The following is a 19,016-nucleotide window of genomic DNA, read 5'->3' as shown; positions in this document are numbered from 1 at the left end:
AAGGTTCCTGTTGCAGGCGAGCGTGAAAAGGTTGAGACGGTGGCGGGAGGTGGAGAAAGTTTAGACGTTTGAGGCTACCGCCGCGACTTAGATGCGATTACGTCTACGTCGCTGCGGTAGCCTCAACCTTCTCAACTTTCTCAACCTCCCTCAACCTTCTCAACCTTTTCACGATCGCCTGCAACATGAACCTTTTCCGACTCTGTACAAGTACGCTGTTGCTACTTGGAACCCTTTCGCTTTTTTCCCAAAAGAAAAACGCCGCTTTTGAGTACCACATCCACCGCGCCGACAGCCCGCTCAAAATAGATGGCAGCGGCGACGACCCCGCTTGGAGCAAGGCGGAAATGGTATCTGATTTTTACATGGTGCTCCCCATGGATACCAGTAAAGCCAAGGTACGCACGGAAGTGCGCATGTTGTACGACGATCAAAACATGTACCTCCTGGCCGTTTGTTACGAAAAACTAGATGGCCCCTACATGGTGGAATCGCTGCGCCGCGACTTCAATTTTGGCCGCAACGACAACTTCCTACTCTTCATGGACCCTTTCGACGACCTCACCAATGGTTTTACTTTTGGTTCCAACGCCGAAGGTGCCCAATGGGATGGCTTGTTGTTTGAAGGAGGAAGCGCCAACCTGAGCTGGGACAACAAATGGACTTCGGAAGTAAAAGCGGAAGACGACAAATGGACTTTTGAAATGGCCGTGCCTTTTAAAACCCTGCGCTACAAAAGTGGAATCACCCGTTGGGGCATCAATTTTAGTCGATTGGACCTCAAAACTACTGAAAAGTCCTCTTGGACACCTGTGCCGCGTCAGTTCCCCACCGCTTCTCTGGCCTATACTGGCACCCTGGTTTGGGACGAGCCACCACCACCCGCTGGGGCTAACTTTTCGGTCATTCCTTATGCCCTGGCCAATACTTCCAAAGACTACACCAAGTCTGGCCCAGGCAAAACGACCGGAGATGTGGGGGTAGATGCCAAAATCGCCATCACTTCTGCCCTGAACCTCGACTTGACGGTCAACCCCGATTTTTCGCAGGTAGAAGTAGACCGCCAGCAGACCAACCTCGATCGTTTTGAATTGTTTTTCCCGGAGCGGCGGCAGTTCTTTTTGGAAAACGGCGACTTGTTCACCAATGTGGGTTATGCCAACATTCGCCCCTTTTTCTCCCGCCGCATCGGTTTGAATACGCCGATCCAGTATGGTGCTCGATTGAGTGGAAAATTGAATAAAAACTGGCGCATCGGCCTGATGGACATGCAAACCAATGCGGATGAACAGGGTACACCACGCCAGAACTTTGCGGTTTTGGCCCTCCAACGCCAGATTTTTGCCCGCTCCAATATTACGGCCCTGGCCATCAACAAAGAAACCCTGGACTTCGAAACGGTTACTGACCCAACCAAAGTCCGCAAATACAACCGCAACCTCGGTTTTGAATACAACTTACTCTCTGCCAACAACATTTGGAAGGGCAAATTGATGTACCTCAAATCCTTTTCGCCCGGCGTTAACAGTAAGGACCAGGTGGTGGCCGCCAACCTGGCCTACAATGCCCGACGCTGGACCTACAGCTTTCAGTACGAAAACGTTGGCAAAGATTACCGGGCAGAGGTGGGCTACGTACCCCGCACCGGCTATCAATACATTAATGCGCAAGCTGGGTATTTGTTTTTCCCAAAATCCAAATTGCTCATCAATCACGGCCCACAACTGATGAACATCCAGTACTTCAATCCCAGCGGGGTCCAAACGGAGTTCACCCGTGTCCTGATGTATCGCTTCAGTTTCCAGGATCGTCGGGAGTTGGTGGTGTGGACTGCCCGTGATTATGTCAAATTGCTGGCACCTTTTGACCCAACCAATTTTGCGGGCTACACGCTGGCAACAGGTACGGAGCACCACTGGGGTTCTTTTGGGGGCGACTTTACTTCCAAACCTCAAAGTGTGTTTACCTATGCTGCTTCCTGGCGCTATGGTGGGTATTACGGGGATGGTCGCCGCTTGCGCCTGGGCGGAGAACTGGGTTACCGCCTGCAACCCATCGCTGCGATTACTATGAGCTTTAATTACAACCACATTGCCTTTGACGATGCAGCCGTTTTGCCGGAGCAATTGAAGAATTCCGATTGGGATTTTTGGCTACTCGGGCCCCGCATCGACCTCACGCTGACCAATAAGTTGTTCTTTACCAACTTCATCCAGTTCAACAACCAAAACAAAAACGTCAACCTCAACCTGCGGGTGCAGTGGCGGTATAGCCCCGCTTCGGATTTCTTCATCGTCTATACGGATAATTATTATTCGGAAAATTTGCGGATTCGGAATCGGGCCTTGGTGGCGAAGCTAACTTATTGGTGGAACGGCTAGCCGTTGGGGCAGCCCTATGTGGCTGCCCACCCTAAATTAATCTAACGTGAGTTTTGAATTAATTAATTTTTTTTACCGCAGAGTTTCGCAGAGTACACGCAGAGTTTCTCGGAGTTTTTAGTTTTGGGAGTTTCGCCACCTTTGGTGGCTGGAGGTCGGGTACGTTTAAAATTTGATTGTTTTGCATGGGAGTTCATTTACTGCGCCTCTGTGTAATCTTTGCCACCGAAGGTGGCCTAAACTCTGAGAAACTCTGTGTGTACTCTGCGAAACTCTGCGGTGAAAATATGTTTGGCGTATGAGATAAATTGTTCGAAATCTCATTCACTCCTTGATATTCAAGAAAATGATTCAAAATTCACGTTAATCTACTACTTCAAATTTGGTGTACCGAAAAACCTTTGCTGCTGCCGGTTTTTTCGGCGTTTTTTGCTCATAAAATCGCGGAATTCCTTTCTTGAGGTAAAACTGACCAGTTAAGCGAAGCTTCTTTTCAAAATGGTCTTTTTTAAAATATCGTTCGGGTAGTTTTAGCTTAGCATTGGCGGGTTCGATAAAAATGCAGTCTTCTTCTCGAACTTCATAATTTGGATCATTTTGGGCATATTTCGTTTCGATAAAATTGGCACAGTCGCAGGCCCAATTGACGTAATTTACATCAATGATTTCGGTAGTAGCCGATAATTTGAAAGGGTGGTCGAGAAAGGTGGGCGTAGATTGGAGGTAGAAATTGAGCGCCAGAGTAATAATGAAGAGTAAAAACAAAAGCACCTTCAATAAACCACTGGTTATCAACTTCTTCATGCATCAAACAATGAGGTTTGGTTCTGAGATAATTCCAAATATGAGCTTATAATTGGAAATAAGTGCCAAAAAAACATAGATATTTCCAAATATCACCCCCATATTTGGAAATAAGTCCTCAAAAATGGGAGATAATTCCAAATATAGCCCTCAATATCTCCCCCTACTCCGCCAATTCATTCAAAGATTTTCCCTTCACCACCACATCTTGCAGCACCACTTCCCCATGGTACACCTTCACCAAGGCATACCCCTCCCCTGCTTCGCGGTAAATCTTTTCCGCTTCCGGGGCCTTGTTCTCCTCCATGAAAAATTTGCTAAAGGGATAATAAACCGTCACTTGATCGCCATAAATGTAAGTGATGGTAGCTTTGACAAAAAGCTCGCCTGTAGCAGGTCGGGTGGCACTCAGGCCTTTGATGCTAGCAAAGCCCTGAGCATCCCGGTCCAGGAGCACAAAGACCGGGTCATTGCGTTTCCATTTAGTTTCGGACTTTTCTTCAAACTGATTGGCCGCAAAATTGAGCGCCACATACCTTCCCCGAAAGGGATCAGCAGGATCTACCGGGCGGGTTTCAAACTTGAGTTCGGTGCCTAGCCACAGTACCTTATTGCTATCAAAAACCAGTTTGCCGGGAAAGGCCAATTGGAGCAGAGCCAGCAGTACAAACAATCCAAAACGCAGTTGAGTAGTCATACTTTTTTCTTTTTGATCAGCCAATAATTGCCCAGGAAGAAGCCAACCCCTACGATGATGAACAAGATTCCCCGTACCACAAAGTCGATTTTGAGGTCAAAAAAACGGCAAATCAAGAGGCCAGTCAAAGTCAGCAGGCCGATGTTGAGGGTAGTGATGGAGTTGGTACGGCTGCCCTCCAGTACGGTGACAACACCAATGCCTAGCAGCAACAAATTGGTCATAACTGCGCTGATCAGCGGATTAAGCATCGAAATAAAAAAGAGGATGGCAAAAACAAAGGGCAATAAATTGAAGGCGCTAAAAACTTTAGTTTGGGTTCGAAAATGCAGCCAGAGCAATAAGGCAATATTCAGCATGGTGAGCAACAGAAACAAGTGAAATTCTTGCGCATTTAACCAGAATTCTGCTTTATAATGGTAGCGTAATTCCCCCCAGGTCCACAAAAAACTGAACCACATCAATAAGCCCAAAGGCCCCAACTTGCCAGCAAGTTGATACCCAGAAATATGGCTTACCGGATTCCAGTGCTTGATCCAGGTACCGACCAGGTGCAGCAACCCAAACAAACTGAAATAAGCCGGAAACATCCAGGAGGATTGCTGGTGTGATTCGGTGCCCAATACCACCACCAGCGACATGGGTACCAGGAAATGATGAAAGTTGGCAAAATTGCTGGCCGCTGCTCGTTTGCTCAACAGGTAATAATAGGGCAAAACCGCCAGCACAAACAACCAATACCAGGGGCTCGCCGTTTTTCCCCATTCAAAATACCCCGCCTGGCAACCGTAATACGTAATGCCACACCAAATCAACAAAGATGCCATCGAGGAGCGCAACAAATACATCAGTGGCAAACTCAAGAGCGTCCACCAAAACAAGAAAGAACTCAAATCTCCCAACAAATGATAAATCTGGCTCACCAGCGAAATACAAGCGCCCAGGGCAAAAATCATAAACACCGCACTGGCTTCCTGCCAAACCACATTGCCTGACTTGCGCAAAATGGTAAACCCGGCAAACAATTGCCCAATCAGCAGTGGCAAAAAGGCAATGATGGTTTTGGTGACTTGGTTGAAATTGTCCCAGTTGTGTGCCACAATCAGGATGATGCCCAAACCAGTCAGCAAGGCCCCCAGAATGCCAAAAGCAATCAGAATCCAATTGGGTCTTGATTCCCGTTTATTTGCGTAAAAGGCCTCAATAGCATCTGCAGTTTCTGCATTGATGATTCCAGCTTCGATGAGCTCGGCAAGGTCGGAAGTAAGGTATTTAGGCATGTTTTCGTTTAGGGTTCAAGAGCTTCAAGGTTCAATCGCCTGGATAATTGTTCAAGCATCCTATCAAGGTCGGAAGATTCCCCGGATTTTCCAATAAAGTAGAACCGACCGTTACGATTATTTCCGCAAAAGTCTATTTTTATCCTTCGCAGTCCATAAAATCCATCAACATGAAAATTCAATATCACCTCCTCTGTACCCTATTCCTATTATTCGGCCTTGCTCCTGCCCTATCCGCTCAACGCACCTACTGCAACCCCATCAACATCGATTACGGTTATACCCCTATCCCTAATTTTTCGGAATGGGGCCGCCACCGCGCTACTGCCGATCCGGTGATCGTCAACTACAAGGGCGATTATTACCTCTTTTCCACCAATCAGTGGGGTTACTGGTGGAGCAGCGACATGCTCAAATGGAACTTTGTACCCCGCCATTTTCTGCGTCCCGAGCACAAGGTTTACGACGATTTGTGCGCCCCGGCGGTGGGCATCATTGGGGATACCATGCTGGTGTTTGGTTCTACCTATGGCCGCGATTTCCCCATCTGGATGAGCACTGATCCCAAGAACAACAAATGGTCCGAAGCGGTGCACAAGTTTGACATTGGTGGCTGGGATCCCGCTTTTTTCACCGACGATGATGGCCGTTTGTACCTATACAATGGTTCCAGCAATGCATTCCCTTTAAAAGGTATAGAGCTCGATCGCAAAACCTTACAGCCCCTTGGCACCCGTACCGAGCTCTTTGTGCTCCGCCCCGAGCGCTTCGGCTGGCAACGTTTTGGCGAACACATGGACAATACCTTCCTCAATCCCTTCATGGAAGGTGCCCACATGACCAAACACAATGGCAAATATTACCTGCAATACGGTGCACCCGGCACCGAATTCAGTGGCTACGCCGATGGGGTGGCTGTTTCCCGCACGCCACTCACCGACAATTGGGCGCACCAAAGTGATCCCCTTTCTTTTAAAGCGGGCGGCTTTGCACGTGGTGCCGGGCATGGGGCTACTTTTCAAGACAATTGGCAGAACTTCTGGCACGTATCAACCATTGTGGTTGCCGTCAAAAACAACTTCGAGCGTCGCATTGGCATTTGGCCAGCAGGGTTTGACAAAGATGATGTGATGTATTGCAATACCGCTTTTGGGGATTACCCGCACTACATTCCAGCTGGGAAAGCCGATCACCTTCAGAGTCGCTTCACCGGCTGGATGTTGCTCAATTACCAAAAGCCAGTGCGGGTTTCGTCTTCGTTGGGGGGGCATTCGCCCAACTTTGCGGTGGATGAAAGCATCAAAACTTACTGGTCGGCAGCCAGCGATGCGGCAGGAGAATGGCTGGAAAGTGATTTGGGCGAGGTTTCCACCATCCGCGCCATTCAGATCAACTACGCCGATCAGGACGCGCAATACCTGGGTAAAAGCAGCAATGTGGCGCACCAGTATATCCTCTACCACTCCAAAGACGGCAAAAAATGGGAAGTGCTGGCCGATAAAAGTCAGAACCAAACGGATGTGCCGCACGAATACCTTGAGTTGGCACAACCCATCGAGGCTCGTTATGTCAAAATTGAAAACCGCAAAGTGCCAAGTGGCAAATTTGCGCTGAGTGGCTTGCGTGTTTTTGGAAAAGGCAAAGGTAGTGTGGCGCCAGCACCAAAGCAGTTCTTCGTGCTCCGCACCGAACTGGACAAACGCTCCGCCTGGATCAAATGGTCACCCGTCGACAATGCGTACGCCTACAACATTTATTACGGCACGGCGCCGGACAAGTTATACACCTGTATCATGGTTCACGATGCCAATGAGTACTGGCTCAAAACTTTGGATAATCAGAAGACTTATTATTTCTGTATTGAAAGTGTGAATGAAAATGGGGTATCGGAAAGGTCGGTGGTGAGTAAGGTGGAGTGAGCTCTGATGCAACCATTTCCAAAATAGAAATAGTTCAAGAAGAAGCAGAATTGGAGTCGAAAAGCAATATGCAAAAAATGCATATTGCTTTTTTAGACAAGTCGGTTTTATTACACTTGAGACAAATTGAAAATCAAGAATTTGTGCACAAATCTAGAGCCCCTCCCCGAAGGTTTGAAACCTTCGGGGAGGTAGAGCAGCGAAACAGTGCTTTGCTCAACCGCCCCGAAAGTCTGAAACTTTCGGGGCGGGATTTTAGATTGCGCATACGCTCCCTAATTACCTGGTAATCAATTCGCAATAAGTCTATTTTACAATATAGACCTGATTACCTCGGTGGCTTAGCGCTTAGACATCACTTTAAATGTCGAGAACCTCGACTCATCTTGCAACACCCCAAACACCACGCCCCCAGCCGTCCCCGACAAAATCACCTGCATCTCCTGTGTACTGATTTCCCTAACTGAACTCTGGATTCGTCTTCCCAAAACATCATACAATACCAGCCTAGGCCTGTTCAATCCATGCTGAATGCGGAAACTACCATCGTAACTCGGATTCGGAAACACCTGTACTTCCACCGGCTCCATCTGTTGATCCCGTGTACCCGTGGTTTTAGCAAATACACATTCCTGCAAAGCCTTGTACTTGGGGGCCTGGGTATGGCTCATGTACTCCTTCATACCCCAACTGCCCCACTTGGAAGGCAAGCCGTGGGAGGAAAAAAAGCTGAATAGGTCAGCTTTGGCGGTATTGTACCAGTATTGGGTGTATTCGCAGTAAAGGCTTTGTAACTCTGGGTCGCGATTGGCAGCGATCAGTTTTTCGGTCAGGGCATCGTTGTCCACTTGCGGCCAGGTGGCTACGATGTGTGAACCACCTTCGTAAGCCATCAGCTTGACCCTATAGCGATCGGCCACAACTTTATGGGCATCCATCCAGGCGAAGGTTTCGGGCAAAGAGGCCCGGATGCGCCGCACAATTTCGGCGATGTTAATGCTGCCCACTTCATTGTTGCGCCCAATCTGATCCCCTACGGCCCCACCAAAATAAGGCGCAATGGCCAGGGCATCGGCTTTGACCTGTTTGGGGTTGTACAATGGATCGTTAAAATAGCTCATGATTTCATTGCTCACCCAATCGTTACCTGCCCAGCAGGGGACTACTTTGACCAGCCGGGTACTGTTGCTGCCAAAGACGCTTTCAAAGCTGTAAAAAACATCCGCCGAACGTTTGGCGGTGTACTTCCAGGCACGGCCCCAGGGTTCTCCGCTGTAGCCCAGGGTTTGGCCGATGTTGCCTGCGTAGGCATGTTGGGCGAATTGGCCATTCCAAACCTCGTTGCTGTACTCCAGGTATATTTTCAGGTTGGGATTCAGTTTTTCTTTCAACAGTTTGGCCAGTTGCTGAATGTAATCGTCGTTGGCTTGATGGGGAATGTTGATCCAGGCATCCTTTTGAGCGGTGTTGCAGAGTTCGATGATGTACTCCCAGGCGACGCCGCTGTTTTTGGTTTGAGTGTAATGGGAAGGGAGGCTACGCTCGCTCCAGGTTTTGACGGGCGAGTCATTGGTGCGCAACCAATCCATAAAGCGGATAGACTGGAAGTCTTTGACAAAATTGAGGAACTCGGTGGTAAAGGTTTGATTTTGGTAGGTATTGACGTATTGAGGGAAAATGAATTTCACATCCCGAATCGGGGTACTGGCCAAAGACCGTTCAATTTCCAGTACCACCCCACCATTGTTGGCATTCACCGTGACCAGTGTGTCCACGGGGCATTGAAAAGTGCCAGACGTAGCACCCCATAAGCGCACTTGCCCGCTACCCTGCACGATCAAACGGTAGCGCCCACTGGGGTAATGCCCTTGAATGTCCCACAGCATCAAAGCCCGTACGGCCTGAGGTGGCTGCACCCCATTGGAATAGGGAATTTGTAGCGGGAAACCATTGGCTTGCAGCGGGATGGAAACGCCGCTGTCCCAGGGGGCACCATCGCGAGCTTCGTGAATGGTCCATTCCCGGCTTTGTTTGAAGGCGTCGGTGAAGACGAGTTCGGTTGACCAGTCAACTACCCCAGAGAGGTTGATGCCAGCGGGTTTGGGCGTTTGGGCAAGCAACGTTGTACAAACGCAGCAGAATAGGAGGCAGAGGAATTTGCTCATTTGTTTTTGGGTAATGGTTTTGAGCAAAAATGGGGAATTAGTTGGAGGTATCGAACAAGAGTAGGGTTTTTTATGGCTTGATTTTTATCGACACACCACTTTGCCCGAATCGACAATTCGACCTTGTGCATCTTTGATGAGGTAGAAATATAGGCCCACGGGTAAAGTCCCAGTTTTGATGCGCTCAACTTGCTCGTCTATACCTTGGCTTTGCAACAACTGAGCATTGCCATTGTACAAATAAAAGGTATACTGCCCCCCTATAACAAGCTGCTCCAGAGATTCAACCTGAAAATACCGGGTAAATGGATTGGGATAAATATTAAATAGTTTCCCCTTGCTGGCGTTGTTCCCTTTTCCAGGTAATTTTGATACCATCAGGTTACTCGTTGTATTGGTCACAATCGCGGGATTGAAATCAAAATAAATATGAGCAGTGTTTTTAATTGCCGTTTCTTCAGGCAGGCCCGTTTTGCTGGCAATTCTGTAACGTACAAAGCCATGACTCAAAGGCTCGTTGCTTGAACTAGGTGGGAGTAAAATCTTGCTAAAAGTAAAAGTTACCACCCCGTTTGCAGCAATATTACTCGAATAGAGGTGACTTCCTTGTAGTGGTTGAAAGGTTTTCCAATCCAGCCTGGCATCAAGGGTGTCGCGAATGGTGACGGTAAAAGCAGTGTCGTTGCCCACATTCTGAAAGCGTATCAAGTACTCTAAATTCTCTTTGAATAAGGTATAGTTTTGTGGGTACTCGTCCGTTCGGTTGGGAAAACTTTGTTTGTCATTGGGATCATAAGCACAGCGAATTTCCGATTTATATTCAAAGGTGCCGGCCAATTCAAGTTTACCACGGGCGTTTTCAAGATAGGTCACTCCTTTCATTTTAATGGTATCTCCAATAAAATTCGTGCCAGCTACCTGAAGGACCAGCTGGATTTGTTGAGTGCTCGATCCCATTAAATCACTATAATTCCACCATATGGTATCTCCGCTCATGGACTGAGGGAACTGCGATGCACTGCGAAAAGTAGCTAGTTTACTGAGCACTACCCCAAATTTACCCTTTGAGGGGGCACATGCCGCATTGTGAACGGATAGCCAAAAAGGCACCTCAAATCCGCAACGGGTAGGCCCGGAATTGAGGCGCACGCTCACTCGTTGAGCCTCATTGTTGAGCCGAAATCCAAAATTCAAATTGTTGGCCACTTGCCCCCCTACATTCACCGTATAAGTAGTTGAATCGGTAGTCAATTGCCAGCAGGAGTCCACATTAGCATTAAGTTGGTAACGGCCAGCACCAGTAAAAAATCGAAAGCGACCATCGTTGCTACTAAATGCAGCTTCGGCACTAGGGTTTAAATTAATTGGATAATTGGGCAATGGCTTTTCACCAGCGTCAAAACGTTTGTTGCCATTTTCGTCCCAAAAAGTGTAGCCAGAAATGGTAGCGTGATTGAAGCGGTTTTCAAACCAGGCCACTTTATCGTCAAATTGGGAACAAGAAGCCAGATCAAGGTCACCATCGGCATCCAAATCAGCTAAGTCCAGGCCATTTAGCAGCCAATGTTCTTTAAGGGAAATGATTTTTTCATCCGAGAACTGTCCTTGCCCTTTATTTTCAAACCAGGCAATTTTATTGTCATATGCCGAAGCAGCAACGATATCTAAATCTCCGTCACCGTCTAAATCACCTGCTTTGACGTAATTCGCCCCATCAGCTTTTGTTGTGAGGATCAAGGGTTGGAAATATTTGCCTAAACTATCATTGCGAAACCAGATTACCTCATCATTCAGAGAAGCAGACAACACATCCAGGTCTTTATCTCCGTCCAGATCTGCTACCGCTAAGCCCCAAAAAGCGTAGTTGGAAGAGGGGTTCACATTGAGTGGCTTTGGGGAAAAAATCCCTTTACCTTCATTTCTGAACCATTGGATGCTTCCTTTAGTGTAGGAGGAAGCAATCACATCCATATCCCCATCATTATCAAAATCGGCAGCTAGGATAGCAGGATACATCTGTCGAGAAGTATTGCCTGGCAGGTTTGGAATATCTCTAAAAATCAAAAACTCTTGAAAACTGCCATCACTTTTGCGCTTGAACCAAGCCAGTTTGCTCCTGGAAGCGGCTAAGATATCCATTGCTCCATCCTGATCCAGATCAGCAGGGTAGACCGCACTGGCGCTCCTGGCAGAATCAGAAATGATTTGCTGGGGAGAAAAAACTCCAGAACCCAGATTTTTGTACCAGGCTATTTTACCGTCTTTCCAGGATGAAGAAATCACATCCAGTTTCTGGTCCCGATCCAAGTCAACTGCAAATACAAAAGTGGCACTGTCTGCTTTGGTGGTAATGGTCTTTAAAACACCAAATTTTCCAGCACCTTCATTGGGGTACCAGGCAATGCGGTCGTCCTTATCCGATGCTGCCAAAATATCATTGTCTCCATCTCCATCCAGGTCAAAAATTTGGACGTTCGCCAGACCATTTAACTGACCTTCATAAGTTATTTTTTGTACAAAAACATTTTCTCCCCGGTTTTCCAACCAATCAATTTTAGGGCCAACACCATTAATCAGGATGTCCTGATCTCCATCTTGATCCCAATCCGTTGTTATTAGGGTGTTTACATTGTACTCTGCCCCCAATATGGGCAAGATATTTCCATAAGAACCCACCTCATTCCTACGCCGCAGCAAAAGTCCATTTCCTTGATTATTTGTGCCAAGGAGTTCCATTTCATTGTTTTTGTCCAGATCTACGAGGTATAAAAACCGGGTGGAGCTAATGGTCTGGCGTTGCAGGGTATAATCACCAAGAATAGGACTGTTTTTGCGGTAAATATTCAGCGTTAAGGGCATATCCCAGGAGTTATAACCATAGCCTATCACATCCAGGTCCTTATCATTGTCAAAGTCAAAAACAAAAATATTTTTGACCGGATTAGCCCCTTCAATTGCAAAAGGAGTGGTAGTAGTAAAATTTTCTTCCCCTTTATTGATGTACCAGGAAACTGCTGTTGTGTTGGCACTTATAATGTCCAAATCTTGATCAGCATCTACATCCGCAACCTGAACATCTGTCACTCCGTAGGAGACTCGCGAAATGATAATGGAACTGGAAAACTGTCCTTTGCCATCGTTGCGCAGCCAGGCAATGGTGTTATCGCGCTCAGAAAAAATGATCAGGTCGGGATCCTTATCCAAATCCAAATCAAGGAGTTTGCTCAGCAAATAATTGTTATTACTGAGGGTAGTGATCCTTTGTGGAGCTGAGAACTCCCCTTTGCCATTGTTTTTTAGCCATACTACATCGTTGTTTTCCAAAACAGTAAGGATGTCATTGTCCTGATCAGCATCTATGTCCGCCGCAAACACAGTCCCCTTAGAGCGCAAATCCGGGGCGAAGGGGAATTGCTTACTTATCCCCCCTTTTCCATCGTTTTTTAACCAGGTCAGATTTGAAGTAAAATTCTCCTGGGTGATTAGATCAGGAAATCGATCACCATCCAAGTCAACACTGGGATTGGAAAGGTTGCACAAACAGGAATGAAGGGGTTGTTGGGGGCCAAATTGGGCACTTGCCATTTCTGCAATACACAAAAAGAATAGGATTAACCAGTAGTTGGGTTTGCTCATTTTAGAATACTTGAATAGATGATCTAATTAAATCTTCGTCCTGTTTTACGGTCGATTCCACATCACTGTGCCATTATTTTCCCAGAGGTCAAAATGTGCCCTTGGGAGTCTTTCAGCAAATACCAGTAAAGTCCTTTGTTCATTTGGGCGGTATTCAATTCGGTCAATTTAGATGCAATCAGTTGGCGGTGCACCAGTTGTGCTTGGGCATTGTATAGGGTAAGCGTATACCCCTGCCCCTGCGGTGGCATGCCCAGTTCGAACCATAGTTGTTGTTGAAATGGATTCGGATAAACTCGATGTGGAAAGTCATTTGTAAGTGCCCGTGTACCAGTAAGCCGGGACAAACTGGACACCATGACATTACTCGTCGTATTGGTTTGAATGGGGGGATTAAAGTCAAAATAGATATAGGCGGTATTGAGAATTTCAGTTTGCTCAGACAGGCCCGGTTTAGGCGAAACCCGATAACTCACAAAACCATGGCTCAAGGGTTCATTGGTTTTACTATCTGGCAGAAGAATGTTTTTAAACGTAAAACTTAGCGCTCCGTTTTCCTGAATATGCGTTTCAAAAGAGTGGCTGCCTACCAGAGGTCGAAAACTAGACCAGTCCAGGTTTTTATCCAAGGTATCGCGGATGACTACCGTGAATGCAGTGTCATTGCCCGTGTTTTGGAAGCGTACTAAAAATTCCATTTCTTCTTTGAAGAGGGTGTAATTGCGGGGGTATGCACTACGGCGGTTGGGGAAGGTTAGTTTGTCGTTGGGGTCGTAGGCGCAGCGGATTTCGGAGCGGTAGTCGTAGGTGTTGACCAGCCGAAATGGCTCTTGCCCATTTTGGGTATAAACCAAAGCTTTAAGATGGATGGTATCTCCAATAAATTCAGTTCCTGCTATTTCAAAATCAAGATTGAATTGTTCCGTTTGGTTGCCAATCAAAGGCTCGAAATTCCAAAAAAGAGTATCCTTATTGATAAAATCCGGAAAGTTTGAAGCACTAATAAACTTGGCTAGAGGACTATTTAGTAAGGCAACTCTTCCCGCTTTGGGATTGCAACCTTCATTAGAAACGCTAAGTACAAATCGAACGGTGAACCCACAACGCGTTGCGGCAGAAAAGAGATGGGGTCGAATTTTTTCCAGTTTAGGGTTGAGACTTAAACCAATATTGTAGCTATGAGTGCTTCCATTGACGATACGCACTGAATATTTTAGCGAGTCCGTGGTCAGTTGCCAACAAGAATCCAAATGCGGAGTTAATTCATAAAGGCCCTCTGGCACATAAAATCTAAATACACCATCGTCTGAAGTAAAAGTAGTGTTTGCGGTGTTGTTTAATCTAATCGGGTAGTTTGGAATGGTTTTTTCTCCTACGTCAAAGTTACCATTGCTGTTGCTATCCAAAAAAACGGTACCATAAATGGTGGGGTAATTAAACCTGTTTTCGTAGCAAGCAATTTCATCGTCTTCTTCTGAGGTTGAGATCAAATCAATATCTCCGTCATTATCTAAATCAGCCCCAGTTAGGGAGAGCGCGTATTTGTTGTCTATTTTACTGAAAATCAATATCTTGTCATCAAATCCACCCAATTCATTTTGAGGGTACCAATACAATTCTCCGTCGATTACCGCAGGCAGATCAAGATCACCATCTCCATCAATATCAGCCCCATAAATTGCTTCAAGATTTTTTAATTGACCAATTAAGGGAATACCCGGAAGAAAATTGTTGAATTGGTCATTTTTAGCCATTACTATACCTTCTGTATAAAGAGACCTAGCTAACAAATCTTTGAATCCATCCCCATCAAAGTCTCCGATCACCAGATCCCTTACATAAGGCATGTTGGCAACTTTTAGGGGGGATTCAAATTCTCCATTACCGAGATTTTTATAGATCGAACAATACAAGTCTTGTTGAGAAAAATAACTAACAATGATGTCCAAGTCGCCATCCTCTTCAAGGTCAACTAATTGGATTACATAAATGTCAAGCCCAGGATCTCCTAGGCTGGATTCCAAAAAAGTCCCGTCTCCATTGTTTTGAAGCAATAACAAAGAAGAACTTCTGGCTTGAACAAGGTCAATATCTTGATCATTATCGATGTCTCCAAGCTGAAAAACCCCGTTCGTAAATGGGTTAATGGCAAATGGAACGGGTGGCGAAAATTGATTGGAACCAATATTTTTGTACCACAATATTTTATTGTCACGTCCAGTCGCTACAACATCCACCAGGCCATCTTGATTAAGATCTGCAGCCTTTGCGGCAAAAGGGAATCTTTGGGTTGTGTCTATGATATGCTGTTTGAATTGGAAAGCACCTTGATTTTCATACCAGCCAATTTTATCATTTTTAGTGGCAGTAAAAACTAAATCCTGATCGCCATCTTGATCCATATCCACTGGAAATACAGATTTAGCCCCGTCAGCAGCGTTTGAGTTAATTGTTCTTAGTTTAGTATTGGGAAACTTTCCGACGTTTGGCAAAAGAAATATTTGAGCTCTGGCATAATCCCCAAAGAGCAGATCAAGATTGCCATCTTGATCGCTATCTATAATTTGCAAGGGCATTGGGCCAGGCTCATAGCCATCATGTTTTGAGTCAAAATACAATTCAATTGGAGCGGAAAGGTTGCCTTTGCCATCATTAGGATACCAAATAATTTTCCGTTGAGTTATCGCAACGACAATAACATCCTGGTCTCGGTCTTTATCCAGATCGGCTATATACATCCGCGTCAGATATTGCTCATTGGTTGCCAGTAGTTCTGGTGCCCCGAAAGTGTCATTGCCTTTATTTCTGTATAGTTCTATTTTACCGCTTTTACTAGACACAATATCTGTTTTTCCATCATTGTCCCAATCTGTTGGAACAACAACATCGACAACATAGGAATCATCCAGGGTGTGTTCGGAAAAATTACCCGTTCCATCATTTTTAAACCAGGCAATTTTTTGCGAAAAAGAACGCTCGGTGGCAATATTAGATACCATGTCCAAATCTCCATCTTTATCAAAATCATAGAGATGTAGTATACTTACACTATTAATCAAACTTAGTAATCGTATCTGCTGCGAAAAATTGCCTTTGCCATCATTTTTATACCAATAAACGTAAGAGAAGTCTTGCTCTACCAAATCCTGATCGCCGTCTCCGTCAATATCTCCTGAGAGCAATATACCAAAGAAAACGAAGGGATTATCCACAATAATCTGTTCTGTAAAGTGTCCTTCTCCATCATTTTTAAACCAAACCATTTTATTTAACGACGAACCTGCAGCAACATCTTGATCTCCATCTCCATCTATGTCAAATACCTTTGCAGAAAGCATCCGAGGCATTTGATCAGATATCAAAATTTGATCTGAATAATTGCCGTTTTCTTCGCGCCTATACCAGGAAATTCTACCATCTGAATTAGAAGCAGCCAGTACGTCTAAATCTTTATCCCCATCCAAATCCGTCATTTCCACAGCATGAACTCCACATGTTTGGCAAGCCGTAATTATCTTTCGATCTGAAAACTGCCCATAAACCTTTGTTAGACAAAGAATAAATACAAGGAGTAGTATCTTTTTCATCATTGCTTTGAACTATAGAATGGAATTATCACAACTAAACGACTTTACATTTAATTTGTTGGAAATACAAAAGGAATTAACAAACTTAAATGGATTACTGCTTAATTGATGGTTTTGATAGCTTTTCAAAAAAATTCAGCGCCTCCGGATTCCGCATCGCATCCCGATTCACCGACGACTCTATCGACTTCCCCAACAAGATTTTCTTCACTTGCAATTCCATCTTTTTACCACTCAATGTATACGGTATTTCCGGCACCACAATCACCCGATCCGGCACGTGGCGCGGAGAAAAATCGGTTCGCAGTGTGTGGGCAATTTTTTTCAACAAAGCCTCATCCAAAACCACCCCTTCCGCCAGTACCACAAACAAAGGCATCATCGAGTCCCCATTCTCCTGCTCCAGGTTGACAATCAGACTATCCAGGATTTCGGGCAGTTTTTCCACCGAGCGGTAAATTTCGCTGGTGCCTATACGAATCCCCTGCCGATTGAGCGTCGCATCCGAGCGCCCGAGGATAACCAGGCTTTCGCGGGGGGTGATTTGCAGCCAATCGCCATGGCGCCACACGCCGGGGTACGTATCAAAATAGCTGGCGGTGTAGCGACTAAAATCGGGGTCATTCCAAAATTTCACGGGCATACAAGGCATGGGCTGGGTAATGACCATCTCACCCACCTCGTCGATGAGTGGGTGCCCGGCTTCATCCCAGGATTCCATGGCGCAACCGAGGGTGCGGCACTGAATTTCTCCCTCGTACACGGGCCAAAGCGGATTCCCACCCACAAAAGCCGTACACACATCCGTGCCCCCGCTGATGGAACACAACCAAAGATCCGATTTCACCTGCTCGTACACCCAGGCAAAGCCTTCCGGGGGTAGCGGCGAACCAGTCACTCCAATCGAACGCAAGTGCTCCAATCCAAAACTGGCGGGTTGAATCTCTCCTTTGATACAAGACAAAATATAAGCAGCACTGGTACCAAAATGGCTGATGCGCAAGTCCGCAGCCATTTTCCACAATACATTCATATCGGGAAAACCGGGGCTACCGTCGTACAGAACAATCGTCGCTTTGGCCAAAAGAGCCGCCTGCACAAAATTCCACATCATCCAACCCGTGGTGGAATACCAGAAAAATCGTTCACCGGGTTTAACATCGTTGTGAAAATGCAGGTATTTGAGGTGTTCCAACAGCATCCCGCCCTGGCTATGAGTAATGGCCTTGGGTAAACCTGTAGTACCTGAAGAATACAAAATCCAGATGGGGTGGTCAAAAGGTACTTTAATGAAGGCCAACTCTGCGCTTTGGTTTTGCATTATGCTCGGCCAAGTGCTGCTGCTGGGTAAATCTGCTTGAAACTCCTCCACATAAGGAATCACCACTGTATCCAACAAAGTGGGGAGTTGTTGCTGCAATTGTTGGATTTCTGCGCGGCGATCAAATTTTTTCCCACCATAATAATAAGCATTGACCGCGATCAATACTTTGGGCTCAATTTGGACAAAACGTTCGAGCACGCTACTGGCCCCAAAATCGGGCGAACAGCAGGACCAAACCGCACCGATGGACAAACTCGCCAGCAAAGCCACCGTTGCCTGTGGAATGTTGGGCAAATAGCCTACCACCCGGTCGCCGGGTTTTACACCCATGTATAATAGGTGTGCCCGCAAGGCAGCAACCTGGTTTCTCAATTCCGCCCAGCTTATTTCTTGCCGCGCAATGTGTTCAGCCTGGAAAATAATGGCGGGAAAACGATCGTCTGCACGGCGAAAAACCTCTTCTGCATAGTTGAGCCGCGCCCCCTCAAACCAGCGGGTATGGGGCATCTCGCCTTGCATGGCGGTGGTATACGTCCAATCCAGGTTAAAGTACCGAAGCAACGAAGTCCAGAATGCCGCAGGATCAGCTACTGACCATTGCCAGGCGGAGGAGTAATCGGCAGGGATGCCAAAGCCCGATTCTTTTTCCAGCCAGTTCAGGTAATGGGTCAGGTTGCTTTGAGTGATCCACTCGGAGGAGGGAGACCAGCGCTGGTGATTGTCCATGAGTTTTTTTTAAAAACAAAAGGGCAACCCTGATCGAAACCCGGATTGCCCTTTTGATTCAAGCAATAAATTTAACGTAGAATAGTCCGATCGATTAGTTAACCGAGTCAGAAAGTTCTTTGCCAGGCTTGAATTTTACCACTTTTTTGGCATCAATTGTGATGGTTTGACCAGTTTGTGGGTTGCGGCCAGAGCGAGCGTCACGTTTGGAAACAGAAAAAGTACCGAAACCGATCAAGGTTACTTTTCCGTCGCCTTTCAATTCGGCAGCAATACTGTCCAAAACGGCATTCAGCGCGTCAGTTGCTTGGGCTTTGGTGATCTTCGCGCCTTCAGCAATTTTGTTAATCAGATCTCCTTTATTCATCTCAAAGGGTTTTGATTAAAAAATAATTGGTGTCAAATTTAGGGGCTCTCATTTTTAAAACCAAGTTATTTTTGGTAAAAAACCCGAAAAACCTAGATTTTACAAGGGCTTTCGAGCGTTATACCCTCAT

At 46.2% G+C, this 19,016-nt stretch carries 10 protein-coding genes; 2 read left to right on the top strand and 8 right to left on the bottom strand.

Annotated elements, in window-relative coordinates:
• Nucleotides 1-185: 185 nt before the first annotated feature.
• Nucleotides 186-2,381 (top strand): DUF5916 domain-containing protein, encoded by a 2,196-nt coding sequence (locus SFV55_RS18515; protein ID WP_320031024.1) that lies wholly within the window; start codon nt 186-188, stop codon nt 2,379-2,381.
• 363 nt (nt 2,382-2,744) lie between these two features.
• Here the strand turns inward: SFV55_RS18515 and SFV55_RS18510 are convergent, their stop codons facing one another.
• From SFV55_RS18510 to SFV55_RS18500, 3 genes are all read right to left on the bottom strand, one after another.
• Nucleotides 2,745-3,185 (bottom strand): hypothetical protein, encoded by a 441-nt coding sequence (locus SFV55_RS18510; RefSeq protein WP_320031023.1) that lies wholly within the window; start codon nt 3,183-3,185, stop codon nt 2,745-2,747.
• A gap of 163 nt (nt 3,186-3,348) precedes the next feature.
• The gene (locus tag SFV55_RS18505; protein WP_320031022.1) at nt 3,349-3,882 is read right to left on the bottom strand and encodes a GDYXXLXY domain-containing protein; all 534 of its coding nucleotides are present in this window, start codon (nt 3,880-3,882) and stop codon (nt 3,349-3,351) included.
• Complete coding sequence (locus SFV55_RS18500) at nt 3,879-5,162, bottom strand: DUF2157 domain-containing protein (protein ID WP_320031021.1); 1,284 nt, start codon at nt 5,160-5,162, stop codon at nt 3,879-3,881. Before SFV55_RS18500 ends, SFV55_RS18505 begins: the two co-directional genes overlap by 4 nt.
• Before the next feature lie 170 nt (nt 5,163-5,332).
• Here SFV55_RS18500 and SFV55_RS18495 point away from each other — a divergent pair, with 170 nt between their 5' ends.
• Nucleotides 5,333-7,081 (top strand): family 43 glycosylhydrolase, encoded by a 1,749-nt coding sequence (locus SFV55_RS18495; RefSeq protein WP_320031020.1) that lies wholly within the window; start codon nt 5,333-5,335, stop codon nt 7,079-7,081.
• 341 nt (nt 7,082-7,422) lie between these two features.
• On the opposite strand, the gene SFV55_RS18490 is transcribed toward SFV55_RS18495, so the two are convergent.
• The 5 genes from SFV55_RS18490 to SFV55_RS18470 all read right to left on the bottom strand — a co-directional run bounded on the left by SFV55_RS18490 (nt 7,423) and on the right by SFV55_RS18470 (nt 18,886).
• Nucleotides 7,423-9,246 carry a T9SS type A sorting domain-containing protein gene (locus SFV55_RS18490; protein ID WP_320031019.1) on the bottom strand — a complete coding sequence of 608 codons (1,824 nt, stop codon included), beginning with the start codon at nt 9,244-9,246 and terminating at the stop codon, nt 7,423-7,425.
• A gap of 84 nt (nt 9,247-9,330) precedes the next feature.
• Nucleotides 9,331-12,882 (bottom strand): T9SS type A sorting domain-containing protein, encoded by a 3,552-nt coding sequence (locus tag SFV55_RS18485; protein WP_320031018.1) that lies wholly within the window; start codon nt 12,880-12,882, stop codon nt 9,331-9,333.
• A 62-nt stretch (nt 12,883-12,944) separates the two neighbouring features.
• Nucleotides 12,945-16,472 (bottom strand): T9SS type A sorting domain-containing protein, encoded by a 3,528-nt coding sequence (locus SFV55_RS18480; protein ID WP_320031017.1) that lies wholly within the window; start codon nt 16,470-16,472, stop codon nt 12,945-12,947.
• Nucleotides 16,473-16,563: 91 nt separating this feature from the next.
• On the bottom strand, nt 16,564-18,519 hold the full coding sequence (locus SFV55_RS18475) for an acetoacetate--CoA ligase (RefSeq protein ID WP_320031016.1): 1,956 nt from the start codon (nt 18,517-18,519) through the stop codon (nt 16,564-16,566).
• A 94-nt stretch (nt 18,520-18,613) separates the two neighbouring features.
• On the bottom strand, nt 18,614-18,886 hold the full coding sequence (locus SFV55_RS18470; protein ID WP_013766546.1) for an HU family DNA-binding protein: 273 nt from the start codon (nt 18,884-18,886) through the stop codon (nt 18,614-18,616).
• Nucleotides 18,887-19,016: the final 130 nt, after the last annotated feature.

Origin of the sequence: Haliscomenobacter sp., from assembly GCF_033763495.1 — a bacterium.
In the GTDB taxonomy this organism is placed as follows: domain Bacteria; phylum Bacteroidota; class Bacteroidia; order Chitinophagales; family Saprospiraceae; genus Haliscomenobacter.
This window is presented reverse-complemented; position numbering and strand designations above follow the sequence as displayed.

Bases quoted from the DNA above. Each gene is read 5' to 3' on its own strand.
- SFV55_RS18480 (WP_320031017.1), bottom strand. From the start codon at position 16,472: ATGATGAAAAAGATACTACTCCTTGTATTTATTCTTTGTCTAACAAAG.
- SFV55_RS18500 (WP_320031021.1), bottom strand. From the start codon at position 5,162: ATGCCTAAATACCTTACTTCCGACCTTGCCGAGCTCATCGAAGCTGGA.
- SFV55_RS18475 (WP_320031016.1), bottom strand. From the start codon at position 18,519: ATGGACAATCACCAGCGCTGGTCTCCCTCCTCCGAGTGGATCACTCAA.
- SFV55_RS18515 (WP_320031024.1), top strand. From the start codon at position 186: ATGAACCTTTTCCGACTCTGTACAAGTACGCTGTTGCTACTTGGAACC.
- SFV55_RS18505 (WP_320031022.1), bottom strand. From the start codon at position 3,882: ATGACTACTCAACTGCGTTTTGGATTGTTTGTACTGCTGGCTCTGCTC.
- SFV55_RS18485 (WP_320031018.1), bottom strand. From the start codon at position 12,882: ATGAGCAAACCCAACTACTGGTTAATCCTATTCTTTTTGTGTATTGCA.
- SFV55_RS18495 (WP_320031020.1), top strand. From the start codon at position 5,333: ATGAAAATTCAATATCACCTCCTCTGTACCCTATTCCTATTATTCGGC.
- SFV55_RS18510 (WP_320031023.1), bottom strand. From the start codon at position 3,185: ATGAAGAAGTTGATAACCAGTGGTTTATTGAAGGTGCTTTTGTTTTTA.
- SFV55_RS18470 (WP_013766546.1), bottom strand. From the start codon at position 18,886: ATGAATAAAGGAGATCTGATTAACAAAATTGCTGAAGGCGCGAAGATC.
- SFV55_RS18490 (WP_320031019.1), bottom strand. From the start codon at position 9,246: ATGAGCAAATTCCTCTGCCTCCTATTCTGCTGCGTTTGTACAACGTTG.